The organism is Bacillus sp. CHD6a, assembly GCF_001293645.1.
Lineage (GTDB): Bacteria > Bacillota > Bacilli > Bacillales > Bacillaceae_I > Sutcliffiella_A.
Window position 1 is genome coordinate 11538 of sequence record NZ_LBMD01000013.1, and the last position, 20254, is coordinate 31791.

At 39.9% G+C, this 20254-nt stretch carries 16 protein-coding genes; all 16 read left to right on the plus strand.

What is annotated here, in order from left to right; translation table 11 throughout:
* The first annotated feature begins 30 nt into the window (after positions 1-30).
* The 16 genes from ftsL to sigE all read left to right on the plus strand — a co-directional run bounded on the left by ftsL (position 31) and on the right by sigE (position 20136).
* Positions 31-390 carry a cell division protein FtsL gene (gene ftsL, locus AAV98_RS11940; protein WP_060665801.1) on the plus strand — a complete coding sequence of 120 codons (360 nt, stop codon included), beginning with the start codon at positions 31-33 and terminating at the stop codon, positions 388-390.
* A complete protein-coding gene (locus AAV98_RS11945) occupies positions 391-2622 on the plus strand; it encodes a penicillin-binding protein (RefSeq protein ID WP_060665802.1) in 2232 nt (743 codons plus the stop codon).
* 460 nt (positions 2623-3082) lie between these two features.
* Positions 3083-5020 carry a stage V sporulation protein D gene (locus AAV98_RS11950; RefSeq protein ID WP_060665803.1) on the plus strand — a complete coding sequence of 646 codons (1938 nt, stop codon included), beginning with the start codon at positions 3083-3085 and terminating at the stop codon, positions 5018-5020.
* Positions 5021-5170: 150 nt separating this feature from the next.
* The gene (locus AAV98_RS11955) at positions 5171-6640 is read left to right on the plus strand and encodes a UDP-N-acetylmuramoyl-L-alanyl-D-glutamate--2,6-diaminopimelate ligase (RefSeq protein ID WP_060665804.1); all 1470 of its coding nucleotides are present in this window, start codon (positions 5171-5173) and stop codon (positions 6638-6640) included.
* Between the two features lie 406 nt (positions 6641-7046).
* Positions 7047-8021 (plus strand): phospho-N-acetylmuramoyl-pentapeptide-transferase, encoded by a 975-nt coding sequence (mraY, locus tag AAV98_RS11965; protein ID WP_060665806.1) that lies wholly within the window; start codon positions 7047-7049, stop codon positions 8019-8021.
* Between the two features lies 1 nt (position 8022).
* A complete protein-coding gene (gene murD / locus AAV98_RS11970) occupies positions 8023-9372 on the plus strand; it encodes a UDP-N-acetylmuramoyl-L-alanine--D-glutamate ligase (RefSeq protein ID WP_060665807.1) in 1350 nt (449 codons plus the stop codon).
* Between the two features lie 157 nt (positions 9373-9529).
* A complete protein-coding gene (spoVE, locus tag AAV98_RS11975; protein WP_060665808.1) occupies positions 9530-10630 on the plus strand; it encodes a stage V sporulation protein E in 1101 nt (366 codons plus the stop codon).
* Positions 10631-11311: 681 nt separating this feature from the next.
* The gene (gene murB, locus AAV98_RS11980; RefSeq protein WP_060665809.1) at positions 11312-12220 is read left to right on the plus strand and encodes a UDP-N-acetylmuramate dehydrogenase; all 909 of its coding nucleotides are present in this window, start codon (positions 11312-11314) and stop codon (positions 12218-12220) included.
* 106 nt (positions 12221-12326) lie between these two features.
* A complete protein-coding gene (locus AAV98_RS11985) occupies positions 12327-13118 on the plus strand; it encodes a cell division protein FtsQ/DivIB (RefSeq protein ID WP_060665810.1) in 792 nt (263 codons plus the stop codon).
* Entirely contained in the window at positions 13102-13788 is a 687-nt protein-coding gene (locus AAV98_RS11990) for a DUF881 domain-containing protein (RefSeq protein ID WP_060665811.1), read from the plus strand. Before AAV98_RS11985 ends, AAV98_RS11990 begins: the two co-directional genes overlap by 17 nt.
* A gap of 39 nt (positions 13789-13827) precedes the next feature.
* Positions 13828-14544, plus strand: coding sequence for a DUF881 domain-containing protein (locus tag AAV98_RS11995; RefSeq protein ID WP_060665812.1), 717 nt, complete (start codon positions 13828-13830; stop codon positions 14542-14544).
* 2 nt (positions 14545-14546) lie between these two features.
* Positions 14547-14909 carry a small basic family protein gene (locus tag AAV98_RS12000; protein WP_060665813.1) on the plus strand — a complete coding sequence of 121 codons (363 nt, stop codon included), beginning with the start codon at positions 14547-14549 and terminating at the stop codon, positions 14907-14909.
* 111 nt (positions 14910-15020) lie between these two features.
* On the plus strand, positions 15021-16313 hold the full coding sequence (gene ftsA / locus AAV98_RS12005) for a cell division protein FtsA (protein WP_060665814.1): 1293 nt from the start codon (positions 15021-15023) through the stop codon (positions 16311-16313).
* A 222-nt stretch (positions 16314-16535) separates the two neighbouring features.
* Positions 16536-17705 (plus strand): cell division protein FtsZ, encoded by a 1170-nt coding sequence (gene ftsZ / locus AAV98_RS12010; protein WP_060665815.1) that lies wholly within the window; start codon positions 16536-16538, stop codon positions 17703-17705.
* 733 nt (positions 17706-18438) lie between these two features.
* Positions 18439-19368, plus strand: coding sequence for a sigma-E processing peptidase SpoIIGA (gene spoIIGA / locus AAV98_RS12020; RefSeq protein WP_060665817.1), 930 nt, complete (start codon positions 18439-18441; stop codon positions 19366-19368).
* Between the two features lie 48 nt (positions 19369-19416).
* The gene (gene sigE, locus AAV98_RS12025) at positions 19417-20136 is read left to right on the plus strand and encodes an RNA polymerase sporulation sigma factor SigE (protein ID WP_060665818.1); all 720 of its coding nucleotides are present in this window, start codon (positions 19417-19419) and stop codon (positions 20134-20136) included.
* Positions 20137-20254 lie beyond the last annotated feature (118 nt).

Sequence of the window (20254 nt, forward strand, 5' to 3'; positions counted from 1 at the left end):
TAAAATAAATATAGACTAGGGGGAAAGAGAATGAGTAACTTAGCTCACAAAATTCAGAGGCAGCATGAAGAACGCATACAGCAGTCGCCAAAAAGACAAATGGTCGTAAAGAAACGCTCAACTATTACGCTTGGGGAAAAGCTGCTTGGCTATATGTTTATTGGTATGCTTGCATTCGGTGCCGTCCATGTTGTTACCAACCATGTGAATATCTATCATGTAAATAGCGAAATTCAATCGCTTGAAGGGTCCATTGAATCGCAATTAAAGGAAAATCGTGAACTTGAACTTCGTGTAGCGGAAGAAAGCAGCTATGAAGTCATTCTTGAAAAAGCCAAAAACCTTGGTCTGACATTAAACGAGAACAATGTGAAGAACGTAGGGAACTAAATGAGTACCCATAACATCGTTCATAAAAAAAGAATTCACTTAGGAGCAGCAATTCTACTCGGATTTTTTGCGTTGCTCTTTTTTCTATTGATTGGGCGATTTTTTTACCTTCAAGCAACCGGAGAAGCACATGGACATAGTTTATCTGCAGAAGCTAGTGAAAGATATAATGTAAACAGGACAATCGATGCAACTAGGGGATCCATTTTTGATAGAAGTGGAGATCCGATTGCAGAAGATACCCCTTCTTTCAATTTAGTGGCGGTATTGGACGAGTCATTGACGACAGATGACAAGAAACCTCGTCATGTAGTTGATCCAAACGAGACGGCTGCAAAGTTGGCATCAGTCTTGGAAGTGGATCAAAATAAGATTTTAGAAAAATTACAACTGGATCGCAAACAAGTAGAATTTGGAGCATTGGGTAGAGATCTTCCATTGTCAGTTAAAAAAGGAATTGAAGACATGAAATTGCCGGGAATAGGGTTTGTAGAAGGCTCTAAACGGTATTATTTTAACGGCAAATTCTCCAGTCACGTGGTTGGCTTTGCAAGAGCAAATGATGATGGTGTCGTCACTGGTGTAACAGGCGTGGAAAAGATGTTAGAAGATGAACTAAAAGAACAGAATGGTTCATTGTCTGTGAAAACGGACAATAAAGGTGTTAAACTTTCTATGGACTCAGATGTATCCTATGTTCCTGCAATCAACGGGAAAAATGTGCATCTGACTTTAGATAAGACCATTCAGACATTTTTAGAAGAAGCGATGAATAATGTAGTTCAAGAATATGAACCAGAACGGATCATTGCTATCGTTGCCGATCCAAAAACCGGGCAGATACTTGCAATGGGATCTAGGCCAACCTTCGATTTAAACACAAGAGAAGGTTTGACGGACAATTGGAACAACGATGCTATTTCTTATCGGTATGAACCAGGTTCCACTATGAAGATTTTTTCATTGGCCGCAGCCATTGAAGAAGGGGTTTACAATGGGTCTGAACTCTATCAGTCCGGTTCGTATACCCTTCCTAAAGACCCAGTTCCAGTATATGACCATAACAGGTCAGGATGGGGAACAATATCTTTTGATGAAGGAGTCCAACGTTCTTCCAACGTAGCATTTGCTTTACTGGCAGATAAGATGGGGACAGATACTCTTTTAAAATACATTCATGCATTTGGTATGAATGAACCGACAGGGATTGACCTTCCAGATGAAACTACAAGCAATATAAATTACAATTACTATAGGGACCGTATTTCAACAGCGTTCGGTCAAGGCTCTGCATTCACGCCGATTCAACAAATTCAGGCCGCAACTGCAATTGCTAATGATGGTAAAATGATGCAGCCTTATGTGATTGACAAGATTGTCGATCCTAACACAAATGAGGTTGTAGTAGAAAATAAGCCAAAACAAAAAGGAAATCCAATTTCAGAAAAGACTGCAGATAAAGTACTAGAAGTATTAGAATCAGTAGTAAGCTCTGAAAACGGTACCGGTCGTCCTTACAGTATTGAAGGATATAAAGTCGCAGCTAAAACAGGAACTGCTCAAATTCCTGGACCAGGAGGATATTTATCTGGTCATGGCGAATATATTTATTCTATTACAGGGATGGCTCCGGCGGATGATCCGGAGTTGTTAATGTATGTTGCGGTAGAAAAACCAAAAATTGCTCAACATGAAAATGGGGCGGGCCCTGTATCGGGTGTATTCAATACCGTGATGCGCCGAAGCTTGCAATATTTAAGTATTCAGCCTGATGAAAGTCAAATGAATACTCCTAATAAGAAAAGTGTAGGGGTAAAAGTTCCAAATCTTGTTGGAAAAAATATTCAGGATGTTTCTGCTGATACACAAGGTCCCGAATATGTCATAGTGGGTGAAGGATCTAAAGTCTTAAAACAAACACCTCAACCAGGCCGTGAAGTCATAAAAGGTGAGAGAGTTATTCTATTAACAGAAAATTCCCCGACCATTCCAGATATGACAGGTTGGAGTTTGCGTGATGTCCGAAAGATATCCAATTTACTCAAGCTTGAAACCGAAATTATTGGAAATGGATATGTACAAAAGCAAAATATTATTCCTGGAACTCCAGTTGAAGAAGGAAACAGCCTTGTTGTGGAATTAGGATCAAACGTCCCTTTACCACAAACGGAAGAGCAAGAAGATGAAGAAACGGAAGAGTCAGGATCTGAAGAAGATTCCGAGGATAGTTAACTAAAATGCACTGCTAAAGGCTATGACCTTTGGCAGTGTTTTTATGTTAATAATTATAAAAACAGTTGATTTCCTTTCCAGGCGCTTCGCCTGCCTGCGGGCGTCTACGCGCCTTCCACTATAATCAACTAGAGGTAGTGTTAATAAGAAGGAATCTAATAGAGTAAACAGAAGAAGTAATAACCTCTCGTTCTAGTAGTTTATAGCTGTGGATTGGAGCAAATGACGAAGACTCCAGCGGGGGAGTAACGGTAGATTGAGACCCCTGAAGCGTTATGAGGCTCAAGCACCGTCCCGCGGAAAGCGAGTCATTTGTAGAAAGGAACAGCGACGATTAACCAAACAACAAAAAGTATATAGTCACAATTAAAGCATTTCTTGGATTACAGTCCAATACTATGTTCTATCCTCTTTCGTACAAGCATATATTACTACGAATATTAAAGGGGGTTCATAGGATATGCGGGTATCTCATGTGACGGTTCGGAGAAGGTTGACCATTGTACTTCTTGTAGGAATTCTACTTTTCAGTATTATTGATTTACGCCTAGGATATGTTCAATTCGCATTGGGGAATATGCTTACAGACCGCGCCAAAGATTCTTGGAGTAGGAATATTCCTTTTGAACCAGAGCGAGGAGAAATCCTTGACCGAAATGGTGTCCCATTGGCAACAAATATGAGTGCACCGACGGTTTTGGTTGTCCCAAGACAAATCAAAGATCCTAATGATACGGCTGAGAAGCTTGCAGCCGTCTTAAATATGTCCAAAGAAAAAGTGTACAAGCTGGTGACGAAAAGCTCATCTATGGAGAGGATCAACCCAGAAGGAAGAAAAATTTCTCACGAAAAAGCAAAAGAAATAAGAGCGCTTGGCTTAAAAGGGGTTTACATTGCGGAGGACTCCAAACGTCATTATCCTTTCGGTAGTTATCTTTCTCATGTTTTAGGATTTGCAGGGATTGATAATCAAGGTTTAATGGGTCTAGAATTGTATTACGATGAACAATTAAAAGGAGAAAAAGGCTACGTTCAATTTTATTCGGATGCAAAGGGAAGAAGAATGCCGGATATTCCAGATGATTACGAAGCCCCCCAAGATGGTTTAGATTTAAGGCTTACCATTGATTCAAAGGTTCAGACTATCATGGAAAGAGAGTTAGACCTTGCACAGGAACTGTATAACCCTGATGGAATCATTGCAATTGCAATGGATCCTAATACAGGAGAAATTATGGCCATGTCTAGTAGACCTGATTTTGACCCTGCAGAATTCCAAAATGTGGCACCAGAAATTTATAACCGAAATCTCCCTGTTTGGAGTACGTATGAACCTGGATCTACTTTTAAGATTATTACCTTAGCTGCAGCCCTCGAAGAGAATAAAGTTAACTTAAAAAACGATACTTTCAATGATAGTGGAGCGGCAATGGTAGATGGGGCAAGACTACGTTGTTGGAAAAAAGGGGGACATGGTCATCAAACATTCTTGGAAGTGGTTCAAAATTCATGTAACCCAGGCTTTGTAGAGCTAGGACAACGATTAGGTACGGACACCCTTTTTAATTATATAAAATCTTTTGGTTTCGGGGAGAAGACAGGGATTGATTTAGCTGGAGAAGGAAAGGGGATCCTTTTTAAACCTGAAAAGGTAGGGCCAGTAGAACTCGCCACCACTGCCTTTGGGCAAGGGGTTTCTGTTACTCCAATTCAGCAGGTTGCGGCTGTTTCTGCAGCGGTAAATGGTGGTATCTTATACACTCCGTTTATCGCAAAAGAATTTGTAGATCCAATCACTGGAGAGATAGTCTCGAGAAAGACACCTGTAGAGAAGAGGAGAGTCATATCTGAAGAAACCTCAGCACAGGTTCGATATGCATTAGAAAGTGTAGTTGCCCAAGGTACTGGACGTAATGCTTTTGTAGAGGGTTACCGAGTTGGTGGGAAAACAGGAACTGCTCAAAAAGTAAAAGACGGTCGATATATGGAAAATAATCATATCGTTTCTTTTATCGGTGTGGCACCTGCTGATGATCCTCAACTTGTTGTGTATCTTGCCGTCGATAATCCTAAGGGGACCGTACAGTTTGGTGGGGTTGTAGCAGCCCCGATTGTTGGGAATATAATGGAGGATAGCCTAAATGCTTTGGGAGTGGAAAAGAGAAAAGGACAAATCGAAAAGGAATTGCAATGGCCGGATGTACCTCTTGTGGAAGTTCCTGATCTAAAAGGAATGACAAGAAAAGAACTCCTTCAACAATTAGTTACGCTCAAACTTGATATTAGCGGAGATGGGGATACTGTAGTACAGCAGGCGCCGCCACCTGGGACAAAAGTGGAAGAAGGCTCGACCATTAGGGTGTACATGTCCGGGAAAAGCAAAAGTGATGAAGAATAAATCTAGAGGATTGGTTTAATTTCCCTAAATAGGATAGAATGGTGATAAAGGTAAGTTAGAAACTATATTGATGTTGTCTCTCACCATCTATCCTGTTATTTTTTCATCCTGCATTTAGGTCTTCAAGTAAGCCAAAGGGGTTTGATTCGCATGAAACTTCAACAATTAATTCAATATCTTCACAGATATGAAGTATCCTCTAAGTATAACCCTGAGATATCTTCCATTGTCATGGATTCCCGTAAGGTCAATGAAGGGAGTTTATTTTTTTGTATCAAAGGGTACACGGTAGATGGACATCAATTCGCACAAGATGCAGTGAATAAAGGTGCTGTCGCAGTCATATCTGAAAAGCCACTAGATATTGCTGTTCCTGTCATCGTTGTTCCAGATACAATGAGGGCAATGGCTATCTTGGCGGATGTATTCTTCCAACAGCCTACACACAAACTTCATTTAATAGGTGTAACCGGTACAAATGGAAAAACAACTACCACTCACATTATTGAATCCATTTTTCAACACCACCAGCGTAAGACCGGAATGATTGGCACTATCTATATGAAAATAGGAAACAAAACTTACCCTGTAAAAAACACCACGCCAGATGCCTTAACTTTGCAAGAATCCTTTCACCAAATGTTGGAGAAAAAAGTTGACACTGTTGTGATGGAGGTTTCCTCACATGCTCTCCATATGGGTAGGGTGTATGGTTGTGATTTTGATGTAGCGGTGTTTACTAATCTGACGCAAGATCATCTCGATTATCATAAGACGATGGAAGAATATCGGTATGCTAAGTCGCTGTTATTCTCTTCGTTAGGAAACTCCTATAATCTTACTAAACCCAAATATGCGGTTTTAAATGCAGATGACCCTGCAAGTGACGTATATAAAAGAGCAACGGCTGCTCAAGTTATAACCTATGGAATAAACGAAACAAGCGATATCAGAGCGAGAAATGTGAGGATATCTTCAAAGAGCACTTCGTTTGACCTAGTGTATGACAATAAAATTGTTCCTGTCCAACTAAAATTGGTCGGACAATTCAGTGTGTACAATGTTCTTGCTGCTATAAGCGCCAGTTACGTATCCAATATCCCCATGGAGACCATTATTCCAGTAGTTGAAAACATGAAAGGGGTCCCTGGACGCTTTGAAGCGGTAGAAGCAGGACAGGATTTTACGGTAATTGTCGACTACGCTCATACTCCAGACAGCTTGGAAAATGTGTTAAAAACGACTAAACAACTTTCAAAAAATAATATATATTGTATTGTTGGCTGTGGAGGGGATAGAGATCGTTCAAAGCGTCCGCTGATGGCTGAAGTCGCAGTAAATTATGCGAGCAAAGCTATTTTCACTTCAGATAATCCTCGCTCAGAAAGTCCATTGCAAATCTTCAAAGATATGGAAGCTGGTGTGAAGGACCGACAATATGAAATTGTAGAAGACAGGCGATCAGCGATTTTTAAAGCAATTGCTCAAGCAAAATCTGGTGATTTGGTGCTGATTGCAGGCAAAGGTCATGAAACCTATCAGGTCATAGGTGACACAGTACTTGAATTTGATGATAGAAAAATAGCAATGGAAGCCATACAGGCAAAACAAACCTCATAGACTGTTAAGGTGTGCATGTTTTATGCAACCATATGACCATTGCTTAAGGCTTACCATATCCCAGAATTTGAACAGAGGATAATGAAAAAGTGTTGTTTTAGAAAGAAATAATAAAAAGATGAAAAAAAGTATTTTCATCTTAAGCAAAAACCGATAAAATTTACTTTTGGTATAACATTTAACTTTGTGGATTTTCCTAGCTGTAGATTGGAGCAATAGGCGAAGACTCCTCGAAAATGCTATGTATTTTCTTCGTGCGATGAATCGCTGCCGAAGCCATTTGCGGAAATCCACAGCGGTGGTAAACCAAAAGATAAGAAATCTAAACGAAAAAACGGGTATTATCTGCCGGTTATCATTGGTGGATAATACCTCTAATCTTGAAATTCGAAAGGAGGGAATAACGATGGAACAACAGGTTATTTTATTTGCTATCGTTATGTCTTTTTTAATTACCGTATTAGTATCACCAATATTTATTCCCTTCCTGCGCAGACTGAAATTCGGTCAAAGTATCAGAGAAGAAGGGCCACAATCCCACCAAAAGAAAACAGGTACCCCAACAATGGGCGGAATAATGATACTATTGGCTGTTGCGGTAACTACTTTAGTAATCACAGGTCAATTTGCAGAAGCTTCCGTTGAAACTTATTTACTGCTTTTTGTAATGGTTGGTTACGGCCTATTAGGTTTTCTTGATGACTTTATCAAAGTTGTCCTAAAAAGAAACTTAGGATTGACGTCCCTGCAAAAATTAATTGGACAGATTGTAATTGCAGTAATTTTCTATTTTGTATTCGTCCAGTTTGAATTTTCCACTGCGGTAAGTGTACCAGGAACAAGTATATCCATTGAGTTAGGATTCTTCTATGTTCTCTTCCTAATTTTTTGGTTAGTTGGATTTTCAAACGCCGTCAACCTGACGGATGGACTGGATGGCCTTGTATCTGGAACAGCTGCAGTCGCATTTGGAGCCCTTGCCATACTTGCATGGTACCAATCTCAATTTGAAGTTTCTATTTTCAGTGTTGCCGTAGTGGGCGCGTTACTTGGCTTCTTAGTATTTAACGCTCACCCAGCTAAAGTCTTTATGGGAGACACGGGTTCCTTGGCGCTTGGAGGTGCTATTGCAACTGTAGCTGTACTATTGAAATTAGAAATTCTTCTTATTATTATCGGTGGAGTTTTTGTGATGGAAACACTTTCTGTCATCATCCAAGTCATCTCTTTCAAAGCGACAGGTAGAAGGGTCTTTAAGATGAGTCCTCTTCACCATCATTATGAGCTTGTCGGTTGGTCAGAATGGCGAGTAGTTGTTACGTTCTGGACAGTCGGACTGTTGTGTGCTTTACTTGGAATTTATTTAGAGGTGTGGATCTAATATGAAGAAAATTAGCCAATATGAAGGAAAAAGGGTTCTTGTCCTAGGGTTAGCCAAGAGCGGAACTGCTACTGCAGAACTTTTACATAAGTTAGGTGCAAAAGTGATTGTTAATGACAGAAGCCCTTTAGAGGGAAACGAGCAAGCAGCATACTTGCTATCTAAAGGAATGGAAGTGGTATGCGGGGGACATCCGACCAATATCTTTGATGAAAAGATTGATGTTGTATTCAAGAATCCAGGCATCCCTTACCATAACCCATTGGTGCAACTTGCCGCTGAAAAGGGCATTCCTGTTCTTACCGAAGTAGAACTTGCCTACCAAATAAGTGAAGCATCAATTATCGGTATTACAGGATCTAATGGGAAAACGACTACTACTACGTTAATTGATGAAATGCTAGCAGCAGATAATCAATCTCCACTTATTGCTGGTAATATCGGAAATGTTTCTGTAGAAGTGGCTCAACAAGCAACGGATAAAAACATCATGGTCACCGAATTATCGTCGTTTCAATTGATGGGTACGGAGTTTTTCAGGCCAAAGATCTCTGTCTTTTTAAATCTTTTTGAAGCCCACCTCGATTATCATGGAACATTGGATGAGTATGGAAAAGCAAAAGCAAAAATTTTCTTGAACCAAACGAGAGAAGACTATGCAGTAGTAAATGCTGATGATGAACAGGTGATGAAACTTGCTGAAGGAATACTGTCTATGATTGTTCCATTCTCCACGAATAATATAGTAGATGGTGCGTATTTAAAAGATGGTTCTGTTTGGTTTAAAAAAGAGCAGGTTATGAAAATAGACCAAATTGTGTTGCCAGGAAAACATAATTTGGAGAACATCCTTGCAGCTGTGGCAGCTGTTAAACTTATTGGAGTCAGTAATGAAGCGATTATAAAGGTGTTAACAAGCTTTTCTGGTGTTAAACATCGATTGCAGTTTATTGGTGAGCTTAATGGAAGACGTTTCTATAATGATTCAAAAGCTACCAATATTTTAGCTACTCAAAAAGCTCTCTCGGCATTTGACAACAATGTGGTATTACTTGCAGGAGGGCTGGATCGTGGAAATGAGTTTGATGATCTGTTACCGTACTTCAAGACTGTCAAAGTACTAGTGACTTTCGGAGAAACAGCCGAAAAATTGATACGAACAGCTCATCAAGCAGGAATAAAACAAATAAAACATGTCGATAATGTGGAAAAAGCCGTACCGGTGGCATACGAAATGTCTGAGAGCGGAGATGTCATTTTATTGTCCCCTGCTTGTGCAAGCTGGGATCAATATAAAACATTTGAGCAACGAGGAGACATTTTTATAGACGCCGTGCATAAGCTTAAATAAGGGCTTGGCCACATGTTTAAGAGGCTTTGTTCTGATAGCTTCCCAACTTAATGGATGGGGAGCATACGGACAAAGCCTTTTTCTGGCTATTGGCATGAACATTTCGTTATCCATAAGCCAACATCTGCCCAAATTTTTGTAGTAGAGGTGTTTCACGTTGGCAAACAAGCGATCAACTCCGGACATAATATTAATTCTAACTACACTGACACTGCTTGCGGTAGGTCTTATCATGGTTTACAGTGCGAGTGCGGTGTGGGCTGATTACAAGTTTCAGGATACATTTTTCTTTGCTAAAAGACAGCTATTGTTTGCTGGATTGGGTGTAGTAGCGATGTTTTTTATCATGAATGTTGACTACTGGACGTGGAGAACTTGGGCAAAATTAATTATTCTGGTATGTTTTTTCCTGCTTGTCATTGTTTTAATTCCTGGTGTGGGGATGGAACGGAATGGATCACGAAGTTGGATAGGGGTAGGTGCTTTCTCTGTTCAACCATCAGAGTTTATGAAAATAGCCATGATTACATTTCTAGCAAAATATTTAAGTGAGAATCAAAAGAAAATTACTTCCTTTAAAAAGGGGCTTGTTCCAAGTCTCTCTCTCGTTTTTTTGGCTTTTGGTATGATTATGCTCCAGCCGGACCTAGGAACAGGAACTGTAATGGTTGGTACTTGTATTGTTATGATCTATGTATCTGGCGCAAGAATTAGCCACTTTGTTGGGTTAGGCCTAATAGGGGTTGCGGGATTTGTAGTTCTGGTTCTTTCTGCACCTTATCGGATAAAACGTATTACTTCCTTCTTAAACCCTTGGGAAGATCCATTAGGAAGCGGGTTCCAAATCATTCAATCCTTATACGCGATAGGGCCAGGTGGGTTGCTTGGTCTAGGGCTTGGACAAAGCAGGCAGAAGTTCTTTTATTTACCTGAACCTCAGACAGACTTCATTTTTGCTATTTTGGCAGAGGAACTCGGGTTTATCGGAGGCACACTTGTTGTTCTTCTATTTTCATTGCTTTTGTGGAGAGGAATAAGGATTGCACTTGGTGCACCAGATTTATATGGAAGCTTCTTGGCCGTAGGAATTATCGCAATGATTGCAATTCAGGTCATTATTAATGTCGGAGTTGTAACAGGTCTAATGCCAGTAACAGGAATTACACTGCCATTCCTAAGCTACGGAGGGTCCTCTCTGACGCTAATGCTAGTAGCAGTCGGAATCCTTCTAAACATAAGCAGATACGCAAAATACTAATATAAAGCCGAAACCATCCTCCTGGTTTCGGCTTTTGTGTGTTTAGTTAAGCCAATATCTATGTTGACCGTAGTGGAAAACGCGCACAGACTATTTATGGGAGGAAGGACCGGGAAGGCTCCGTTCAAAGACATTTCATTGGCCTTCAACGAAGTAAGGATGCTCCCTGACCTCCCATGGAAAGCGGAGCGTTTATAAAGAAAAGCAACAAGGTATGTGTAAGATTAATTAGTATTGAATCTATGAAATCATGGCTTTTATTATTACATATCCGGACAGAATATGACAAAAAATAAAAATTTGATTACAATAACTAATATTCGTTGCACATCTTTAACAAGGGATATACTATTAATGTATTGTGCAAACAAGATTTGCACTTTTACATTTCATAATAACTGCCTACAATAATGAAAAATGTAAATGACAAAATAACAGGTTTAATAATAAAGAACTTTAGGGTATGTAAATTTAGTCGATTTTTTACTTGAATTACATAATTGTCATGAATCAAACTTCAAACCTTCGAAGTGATGGGCCGGTGTACCGATATAATTCAACATGCATAGTATATTAATAATTATTTATAGGCCTACATCACGCTTTGACCGGAGGATTATCTTTTCTACTATTAAAGGTTATGAAAAATGTTATATGAACGTGGATTTAGGAGGATTTAATATGGATGCGTTAGTAAAGGAACTACAAGAGAAAGAAGTGGGCAAGGTACTACCTAATGAACCACTTGCAAATCATACAACCATGAAAATCGGCGGTCCTGCAGATGTACTGGTGGAACCAAAAAGTTTGGAAAAACTTCAAGAAACGATGGAGACGATTTATAAATACAAAGTCAAATGGACAGCAATTGGCCGTGGTTCCAATTTATTGGTATCAGACCTTGGTATTGAAGGGGTCGTAATTAAGCTTGGAAATGGCATGGATCACTTTGAATGGAAAGATAATGAAGTACATGTAGGAGGAGGGTATTCCTTAATCAAGCTAGTTACGATCATCAGTAAAAAAGGATTAACAGGCCTGGAGTTTGCTGGAGGCATCCCTGGATCAGTGGGAGGCGCAGTGTATATGAATGCCGGCGCACACGGCTCTGACATGTCAAAAGTATTAAAAGAGGCTCATATTTTGTTTGAAGATGGAAAAATGGAGTGGTTAACAGCAGAAGAATTAAACTTCTCTTATCGGACATCTATTCTCCAAAAAGAGCGCCCAGGAATTTGTTTGGAAGCTGTGTTAAATGTGGAACAAGGAAATCGAGAAGAAGTCGTCGCCCAACTTCAAAAAAATAAAGATTATCGTCGTGATACCCAGCCATTTTCTTATCCTTGTGCAGGTAGTATCTTTAGAAATCCACTTCCGGACTATGCTGGACAGTTGATTGAAAAGGCCGGGCTGAAAGGGCACAAAATTGGCGGTGCGAAAGTTTCTGATATGCATGCAAACTTTATCGTAAACGACGATGGCGCAAAAGCTCAAGATGTATTGGACCTGATAGCATACATCAAGAAAACTATACTTGAGAAATACAATGTCCAATTAGAAACGGAAGTTGAAATTATAGGAAGAAAATAGTAGTTTTTTTCCGTTTTTTTCACCCCACATATGATATAATTATGCTAGAAAATCATTGTATAATACATGCGTAGCTTCATGGCGCGGTGGGGTGAAATAGTCTTTAATGGAAAAAGGGAAAGTAGTGACGCTAGAAGACCGTGTACCTAAAATCAAACAACAGCGAAAACAAAAGGCTAACAGAAGATTAATAATATATCTTTCTTTATTTTTTATCCTGTTGTTCTTGATCATTTACTCGCAATCTCCACTTAGTAAGGTTTCTGGCATAACGGTAAACGGAAATTTACATGTCACAGATAAGGAAGTCATAACATTAAGTGGTGTGACAGAAGAGACAAGCATCTGGCGTGTAAACGAAGAAAAAGTAGCTGAACTTATTCAACAACACAAGGAAATTGCCTCAGTTGAAGTTCAGAGGAACTTTCCAAACAATGTTGAGATTTTGATAGATGAGTATAAGCGGATCGCATATATATATGAAAATGGAAATTATTATCCAGTTATGGAAAACGGTAAAATGCTCTCTGTTCTTGATGAAGAGGATTCTTTGCCTGATGATGCACCACTCATGCTTAATTGGAAAAACAGTGAAATGGTGGAGAATTTTATTGTTGAATTAATAAAATTACCTGAATCCATCATTTACTCCATTTCTGAAATACATCATACTCCAACCGATATCGACCCTTATCATATTACCATGTTCATGAATGACGGTTTTGAAGTGAGTGCAACGGTTAGAGATTTCTCAGAGAAGATGGCTGCCTACCCTTCTATTGTAGAACAGTTGGATCCAGAAGTTAAAGGTGTCATCAATTTGGAAGTGGGTACATTCTTCAAGCCGTACGAAAATGGTGGAGGGAAAGAGGAAGAAACAGATGAAAGTGACGGGTAAACATGTTGTCTTGTCCTTTGTTTGTCTAGTCCTTGGCTTTATCGTCTCTTACTCGTTCCAACTAACAAACGAGGAAGAAGTCGTAGGTACTGACAGACAATGGCAACGTGATAGAGCAATCAGAGAAACTTTAATAAGGACAGAAGAACGAAACCTTGAATTACAAAATGAGCTACAAGAAAAACAAGAGGCAATTCAAACCATAGAAGAAGAACTTGCAGATGGCGAACAGCTGTTATTCAATCTGGTAGAAGATGTTGAAAAGCTTCGTATGTTCAATGGTAATGTCAAAGTCCAAGGAGAAGGCGTAGAAGTGACATTGGCGGACGCTTCTTATGTTCCTTCTGAGGAGAATATCAATAATTATATTGTGCACGAAAGTCATGTTTTCAAGGTAATGAATGAACTGTTTATATCAGGTGCTGCAGGAATAGCCATAAACGGACAAAGAATTACTAAAGACTCCTATATTATTTGCAATGGTCCTGTTATAACCATTGATGGAAATCAATATCCTGCGCCATTCGTCATAACTGCCATAGGTGATTCCGATGTGCTCATTCCGGCACTCAGTATCCTTGGAGGGGTGAAAGATCAATTGGTTGCTGATAACATTACAGTGAAGATGCAAAGAAAAGATCAAGTAGTTCTTGACCCTGTTATTCGATAAGGCTGAAGGCATGCTTTGTGGTGAGGTAAGGTGTTCAAGATGGACAAGCGTAAATTTAGTTTTACCATTATTACAATTATAGTTGGATTGATGATTGCCATTCAGTTTCAAACTGTTCAGCAGCCCATTATTCGTGATACACGTGATACATGGCAACTTAGGAGCGATTTGAATCGTGAGCAAGAAATACAATCACAGATTATTCTTGAAATTAGAAAGTATGACAAAATACTTCAAGACTATTCCAAAGAACGTGATGCCTCTAAAGAGACTATCGTTCGGGAAACGTTAGAAGAACTAAAAGTCGAAGCAGGGTTAACAGAAATGAAGGGACCGGGCATAAAGATGACTGTCAAACCATTGTTTGATGAAGATGTCCTAGGAAACATACAAGAAAACATATCTGCAGATCTCCTCAGAAGATTTGTGAATGAATTAAATTCCTATGGTGTGGAAGAAATAAGTATTGCCAATCAGCGAATTGTTAGCAATACAATTATTAGAGAAATAAATGGTAGGACGAAAGTGAACAATGCTTGGATCCCTAATGCAAACTTTGAAATCATCGTTATCATCAGTGACCCAACAAAACTTTACAATCGCTTGCAAGTATCAAGGGCAATGGATGAATTTGCAATAGAAAACCTGTTGCTTGAAGTCTCAACACCCATTAATGAAGTAACCGTTCCGCCTTATGACGAGCAGATACGCGTAAAGCATATGGAAGCGGTGAAAACCGGGAAGGAGGGGAACTGATTATGTGGCTCCCTCTTCTGGGTTTGATCGTAGGGATTGTTTTGGGCCTATATTCAGAGATACGTGTACCTGATGAATATTCCAATTATTTATCAATTGCGGTACTTGCTGCACTGGACACATTGTTCGGTGGAATTCGTGCCCACTTACAAAACAATTATGATGATAAAGTATTTGTATCCGGTTTTTTCTTCAATATCCTACTTGCTGCAAGTTTAGCTTTTCTAGGCGTACATCTTGGTGTAGACTTATATTTAGCTGCAGTTTTTGCTTTCGGAGTAAGGCTATTTCAGAACATTGCAGTGATAAGAAGAATATTATTGTCAAAATGGACGCTTTCTAAAGAAAAAAACGAAAAAAAATGATTTTAAAAAAGGGAAAACATCATATTTGTGGAATACTTTCTAATATAATATGTTTTTCAGGTGTTGTTCTTAAATATTTGGTTTTTTAGGAGTAGAAGGAGGTGCCATAGAATGAACAGCAATGAAATATACGTCAGTTTGGACATCGGTACATCCAGTGTTAAAGTAATCATTGGGGAAATGGTGAATGATACTTTAAATATTATTGGAGTCGGTAATGTAAAATCAACAGGTTTAAGAAAAGGATCTATAGTAGACATAGATGAAACTGTTCATTCCATTAATAAGGCAATTGAACAGGCTGAGAGAATGGTAGGGATGCCAATTAATAGAGTGGTTGTTGGCGTCACTGGAAACCATGTTCAACTTCAGGATTGCCATGGAGTGGTAGCAGTTTCGAGTGAGAATAGGGAGATTGGCGACGAGGACATTGCTAGGGTGATTGACGCAGCACAGGTCTTCTCGATCCCTCCTGAGAGAGAGATTATTGATTGTATCCCGAAACAATTCATCGTAGACGGATTGGATGAGATTAATGATCCGCGGGGAATGCTTGGTGTTCGACTAGAAATGGAAGGTACCATCATCACTGGGTCAAAAACAGTCTTACATAACTTACTGCGTTGTGTAGAGAAAGCTGGATTGGAAATAACGGATATCTGCTTGCAGCCACTTGCATCTGGATCTATCGCATTGTCAAAAGATGAGCGAAATCTTGGTGTGGCACTTGTAGACATTGGTGGAGGCTCAACTACCATTGCCGTTTTTGAAGATGGCTTCCTAAAGGCCACCAGTGTTTTACCGGTTGGCGGGGAGTACATCACAAAAGACATTTCCATAGGTTTACGTACTTCCACTGAAGACGCAGAGAAAATCAAACAAAAACATGGACATGCTTTTTACGACCATGCTTCCGATGAAGAAGTATTCAGTGTACCGATTATCGGAAGCGATCAGCACCAACAATTTAGTCAACTCGAAATCTCTGATATCATAGAAGCAAGAATGGAAGAGATCTTTGAGTTAGTGCAACATGAGATTAAAAGATTAGGTGTCCGCGAGATTCCTGGTGGATACGTCTTAACCGGCGGTGTAGTAGCCATGCCAGGAGTTCTGGAATTGGCACAATTAATTCTAAACAATAATGTAAGGAAAGCTGTACCGGATTATATAGGCGTAAGAGAGCCTCAATATACTACAGGAGTAGGGCTTATCCAATTTGCATACAAAAATGCAAAGTTGCAAGGGAGAAAAATTGAAACTACATCAGCACCAAGTGAATACCCGGAAAAACGTAGTGGAAAACAAACTCAACAAAAAGTAAAGCAGGCAAAGCAACCAGTAAACGAAGAAGAAAAAGTAGGCAACAAAGTAAAAAAATTCTTCGGACTATTCTTTGAATAAGGTCTAAAGTCAAAGAAATGAGTTAAGGTAACATAGCTTTTGATAAGAGCACAGGACGAAGACTCCTGAGGGTGATAGGCCTAGGTGTAAACCCAGCAGGCTGGCCGAGGAGGCACTTGTCAGCCCCTAGGAAAGCGAAGCCGAGTGCGGAAATCAACAGCGTTGTTTGTACACTTACTAGCTTTAGCTTGCAAGTACTTTCGAGAAATAGGAGGAACAGTCATGTTAGATTTTGATAACAGTATCGATCAATTAGCTACCATAAAAGTAATCGGAGTTGGTGGAGGCGGTAACAACGCTGTAAACCGTATGATAGAGCATGGTGTTCAAGGGGTAGAGTTCATCGCGGTTAACACAGATGCTCAAGCTCTTAACCTATCAAAAGCAGAAGTGAAAATGCAAATCGGAGGAAAACTTACTCGTGGTCTTGGAGCAGGGGCAAATCCTGAAGTAGGAAAAAAAGCTGCTGAAGAGAGTAAAGAACAATTAGAAGAAGTTCTTAAAGGTGCTGACATGGTATTCGTCACAGCTGGTATGGGCGGAGGTACCGGTACTGGTGCAGCTCCAGTTATTGCACAGATTGCTCGCGATCTTGGTGCATTGACTGTTGGTGTTGTTACAAGACCGTTTACTTTTGAAGGCCGTAAGCGTGCTACTCAAGCAGCTGGCGGTATCGCTTCCATGAAAGAAGGAGTAGATACGCTAATTGTCATTCCAAATGACCGTCTACTTGAAATCGTGGACAAAAATACACCAATGCTAGAAGCGTTCCGTGAAGCGGATAACGTTCTTCGTCAAGGTGTACAAGGTATCTCTGACCTAATTGCTACGCCAGGACTAATCAACCTAGACTTTGCAGACGTGAAAACAATCATGTCCAACAAAGGTTCCGCATTAATGGGGATAGGTGTTGCAACTGGTGAGAACCGTGCAGCAGAAGCAGCGAAAAAAGCTGTATCTTCTCCACTACTTGAAACTTCTATTGACGGAGCTCAAGGTGTATTAATGAACATTACAGGTGGCACTAACTTAAGCTTGTATGAAGTACAGGAAGCTGCAGACATCGTGGCATCCGCTTCTGATCAAGAAGTAAACATGATTTTTGGTTCTGTAATCAATGAAAACCTTAAAGACGAAATCGTTGTTACGGTTATCGCTACAGGTTTCAGTGAAGCAGAAATCAATCATACTAAACAAGGTGCTCGTCCAGTGTTCGGGGCGCAAAAAGCTCCGGCGCAAAAGCCGCAACAACCGCAACGCGAAGTTAGACGTGAAGAGCCGGTTCATCAGCAACAAGAACAACAAGAGCCACGTCGCCAGCAACAATCTCAGCAACAAGAAGAAACGTTGGATATCCCAACTTTCCTACGTAACAGAAATCGCCGCCGCTAATCTCATTAGCTGCAGACTTAAACCAAAAGCACCCAACCATTGAAAGTTAAAATGGTTTGGTGCTTTTTTTATTATTAAAGAAGTATAGGTACGGTTGATTTCCGTTCAAGGCGCTTCGCTTGCCTGCGGGCGGTCCATGAGCCTCCTCGGCTTAAGCCTCCGGGGTCTCACCTGTCCCTTCCTCCCGCGGGGGAGCAACGGTAGATTGAGACCCCGCAACGAAGGAGGCCAACGTAAAGTTTTTTATGATTCCTAGCTGGTGATTGTAGCAAAAGGCGAAGACTCCTCGAAAATGCTACGCATTTTCTTCGTGCGATGAATCGCTGTCGAAGCCTTCCTTGTCCTGAGGGAGCTAGCGCTAGGTGGAGACCCCGCAGGCGTAGCCGAGGAGGCTCCAACAGTGCCCCTAGGAAAGCGAAGCCATTTGCGGAAATCAACAGCGGTGTTTAGTGAAATTTCAAAATCAATGTCTTTTTCAGTGGCTTCAGGAGTAGCCGAGGAGGCTCCAGCAGTGCCTCTAGGAAAGCGAAGCAATTTGCGGAAAGGAACAGAGGTGTTAAACCAAACAAAATTACTTCTCAACATCTTTCCTATCTCTAATTATCCCCTCCGACAAATAAGCAAAAAAACCTTCAAAAATTGTAATCTACCATCGGCAGGAACTGACAGACTTTCTAATAGTAGTGATTTATACTAGTTTCAAACATAAAAAGGTATAAATGAGGGACTAAACTTGACCGTATATTTAGATGCGATCTGGCTCTTGAATTTTGGGTTTGATTTCCTGCTCTTAAAGATTACCGGTATCGTCCTGAAGAGGAAAATGGTTTCTTGGAGACTAATGCTGGGGGCATTTTTGGGTTCATTAATTGTCGTTCTCATGTTTACCCCACTACAGTCAATTGTTGCAAATCCATTCGTTAAAATGCTTTTCTCCCTCACGATTATTCTCGCTGCTTTCGGGTTTCATAGGCTCAGGGTTTTTCTAGAAAACCTAATGGTATTCTATGTTACTACATTTTCTGTAGGCGGAGGCATGCTTGCCGTACATTACGCCTTGCAAGTGGATCAACGTTTTGCCAATGACACGATTCAAAGTTTGACAAGCGGACTTGGAGATCCTGTCTCATGGATGTTTGTCCTCATCGGTTTCCCAGTACTTTTATTCTTATCAAAAAAGCAATTCCATGCGGTAGAAACAAGAAAATTCAAATATGACCAACTGGCCAATATCACCATTACTGTAGAAAAGGAAGTGATTTCGTTACCTGGACTTTTGGACAGTGGTAACCAGCTATTAGATCCGATTACCAAAACTCCTGTCATGATTGTGGAGGTGGACTCTCTTCAAGCATTTATCCCTCCAGAAATAATACAAGCTATGGATTCCATTGAACAAACTCAAGGTTGGCCAACATTTTCAGAGGAAACTAAGTGGGTGGATAGAATAAGGATCATCCCATACCGGGCAGTTGGAAAAAGTACCAGTTTGATGCTTGCAATAAAGCCGGACAAAGCAGTCATTCATCACGATGGTAAACAGTATGAAACAAAAAAATTTCTTCTTGGGCTGACCAAAACAACCCTCTCTTCGGAAGGTGATTATGTATGTATCCTCCACCCAAAAATGCTACAGGGAGAAGTGGTTGAGCAGGTTTCATAATTCTATACGCACAACATACACAAGTAGAGAAAAAAGGGAGGAATTATCTTGGGGAAACTGAAGATTAAGTTGACTTATTTATGGTATAAATTATTAATCAAATTAGGATTAAAGACAGATGAAATTTATTACATCGGTGGAAGTGAAGCACTGCCTCCACCTTTATCAAAAGAAGAAGAGGCTCACCTTCTCATCAAATTGCCTAATGGTGACCAGGCAGCACGATCTATTTTAATTGAACGAAACTTGAGACTTGTTGTATACATCGCAAGAAAGTTTGAGAATACAGGTATAAATATTGAAGACTTAATCAGTATAGGAACCATTGGGCTGATAAAAGCTGTAAATACGTTCAATCCTGAAAAGAAGATTAAATTAGCAACATATGCTTCCCGTTGTATTGAGAATGAAATATTAATGTATCTGCGCAGAAATAATAAGGTGCGTTCAGAAGTATCATTTGATGAACCATTAAATATTGACTGGGATGGTAATGAATTGTTGCTTTCTGATGTGCTGGGTACCGAAGAAGACATTATTACAAAAGATTTAGAAGCCAATGTAGATCGAAAGCTACTGCTCAAAGCCCTAGAACAACTAAATGATAGAGAAAAGCAAATCATGGAATTACGCTTTGGTCTTATTGGCGGCGAAGAAAAAACACAAAAAGATGTGGCCGATATGCTTGGAATATCGCAATCCTATATCTCCCGACTAGAAAAACGCATTATTAAGAGGCTCAGGAAAGAATTTAACAAAATGGTGTAAAAAAATTTTTTATATAATAACTCTAGTGTTGATAAGGATTGTAATTATTTGTCAGAATAGATAAATTTTTGCATATGCATATTTTTCCCTCCTGAGGAGATACTTAACTCTGAACAGC

Excerpts from the sequence above, each read along its gene's own strand:
- murD (WP_060665807.1), top strand. The coding sequence starts at position 8,023 with ATGAAGAAAATTAGCCAATATGAAGGAAAAAGGGTTCTTGTCCTAGGG.
- AAV98_RS12000 (WP_060665813.1), top strand. The coding sequence starts at position 14,547 with ATGTGGCTCCCTCTTCTGGGTTTGATCGTAGGGATTGTTTTGGGCCTA.
- AAV98_RS11985 (WP_060665810.1), top strand. The coding sequence starts at position 12,327 with ATGGAAAAAGGGAAAGTAGTGACGCTAGAAGACCGTGTACCTAAAATC.
- AAV98_RS11950 (WP_060665803.1), top strand. The coding sequence starts at position 3,083 with ATGCGGGTATCTCATGTGACGGTTCGGAGAAGGTTGACCATTGTACTT.
- AAV98_RS11990 (WP_060665811.1), top strand. The coding sequence starts at position 13,102 with ATGAAAGTGACGGGTAAACATGTTGTCTTGTCCTTTGTTTGTCTAGTC.
- mraY (WP_060665806.1), top strand. The coding sequence starts at position 7,047 with ATGGAACAACAGGTTATTTTATTTGCTATCGTTATGTCTTTTTTAATT.
- murB (WP_060665809.1), top strand. The coding sequence starts at position 11,312 with ATGGATGCGTTAGTAAAGGAACTACAAGAGAAAGAAGTGGGCAAGGTA.
- AAV98_RS11955 (WP_060665804.1), top strand. The coding sequence starts at position 5,171 with ATGAAACTTCAACAATTAATTCAATATCTTCACAGATATGAAGTATCC.
- ftsZ (WP_060665815.1), top strand. The coding sequence starts at position 16,536 with ATGTTAGATTTTGATAACAGTATCGATCAATTAGCTACCATAAAAGTA.
- AAV98_RS11995 (WP_060665812.1), top strand. The coding sequence starts at position 13,828 with ATGGACAAGCGTAAATTTAGTTTTACCATTATTACAATTATAGTTGGA.
- ftsA (WP_060665814.1), top strand. The coding sequence starts at position 15,021 with ATGAACAGCAATGAAATATACGTCAGTTTGGACATCGGTACATCCAGT.
- ftsL (WP_060665801.1), top strand. The coding sequence starts at position 31 with ATGAGTAACTTAGCTCACAAAATTCAGAGGCAGCATGAAGAACGCATA.
- AAV98_RS11945 (WP_060665802.1), top strand. The coding sequence starts at position 391 with ATGAGTACCCATAACATCGTTCATAAAAAAAGAATTCACTTAGGAGCA.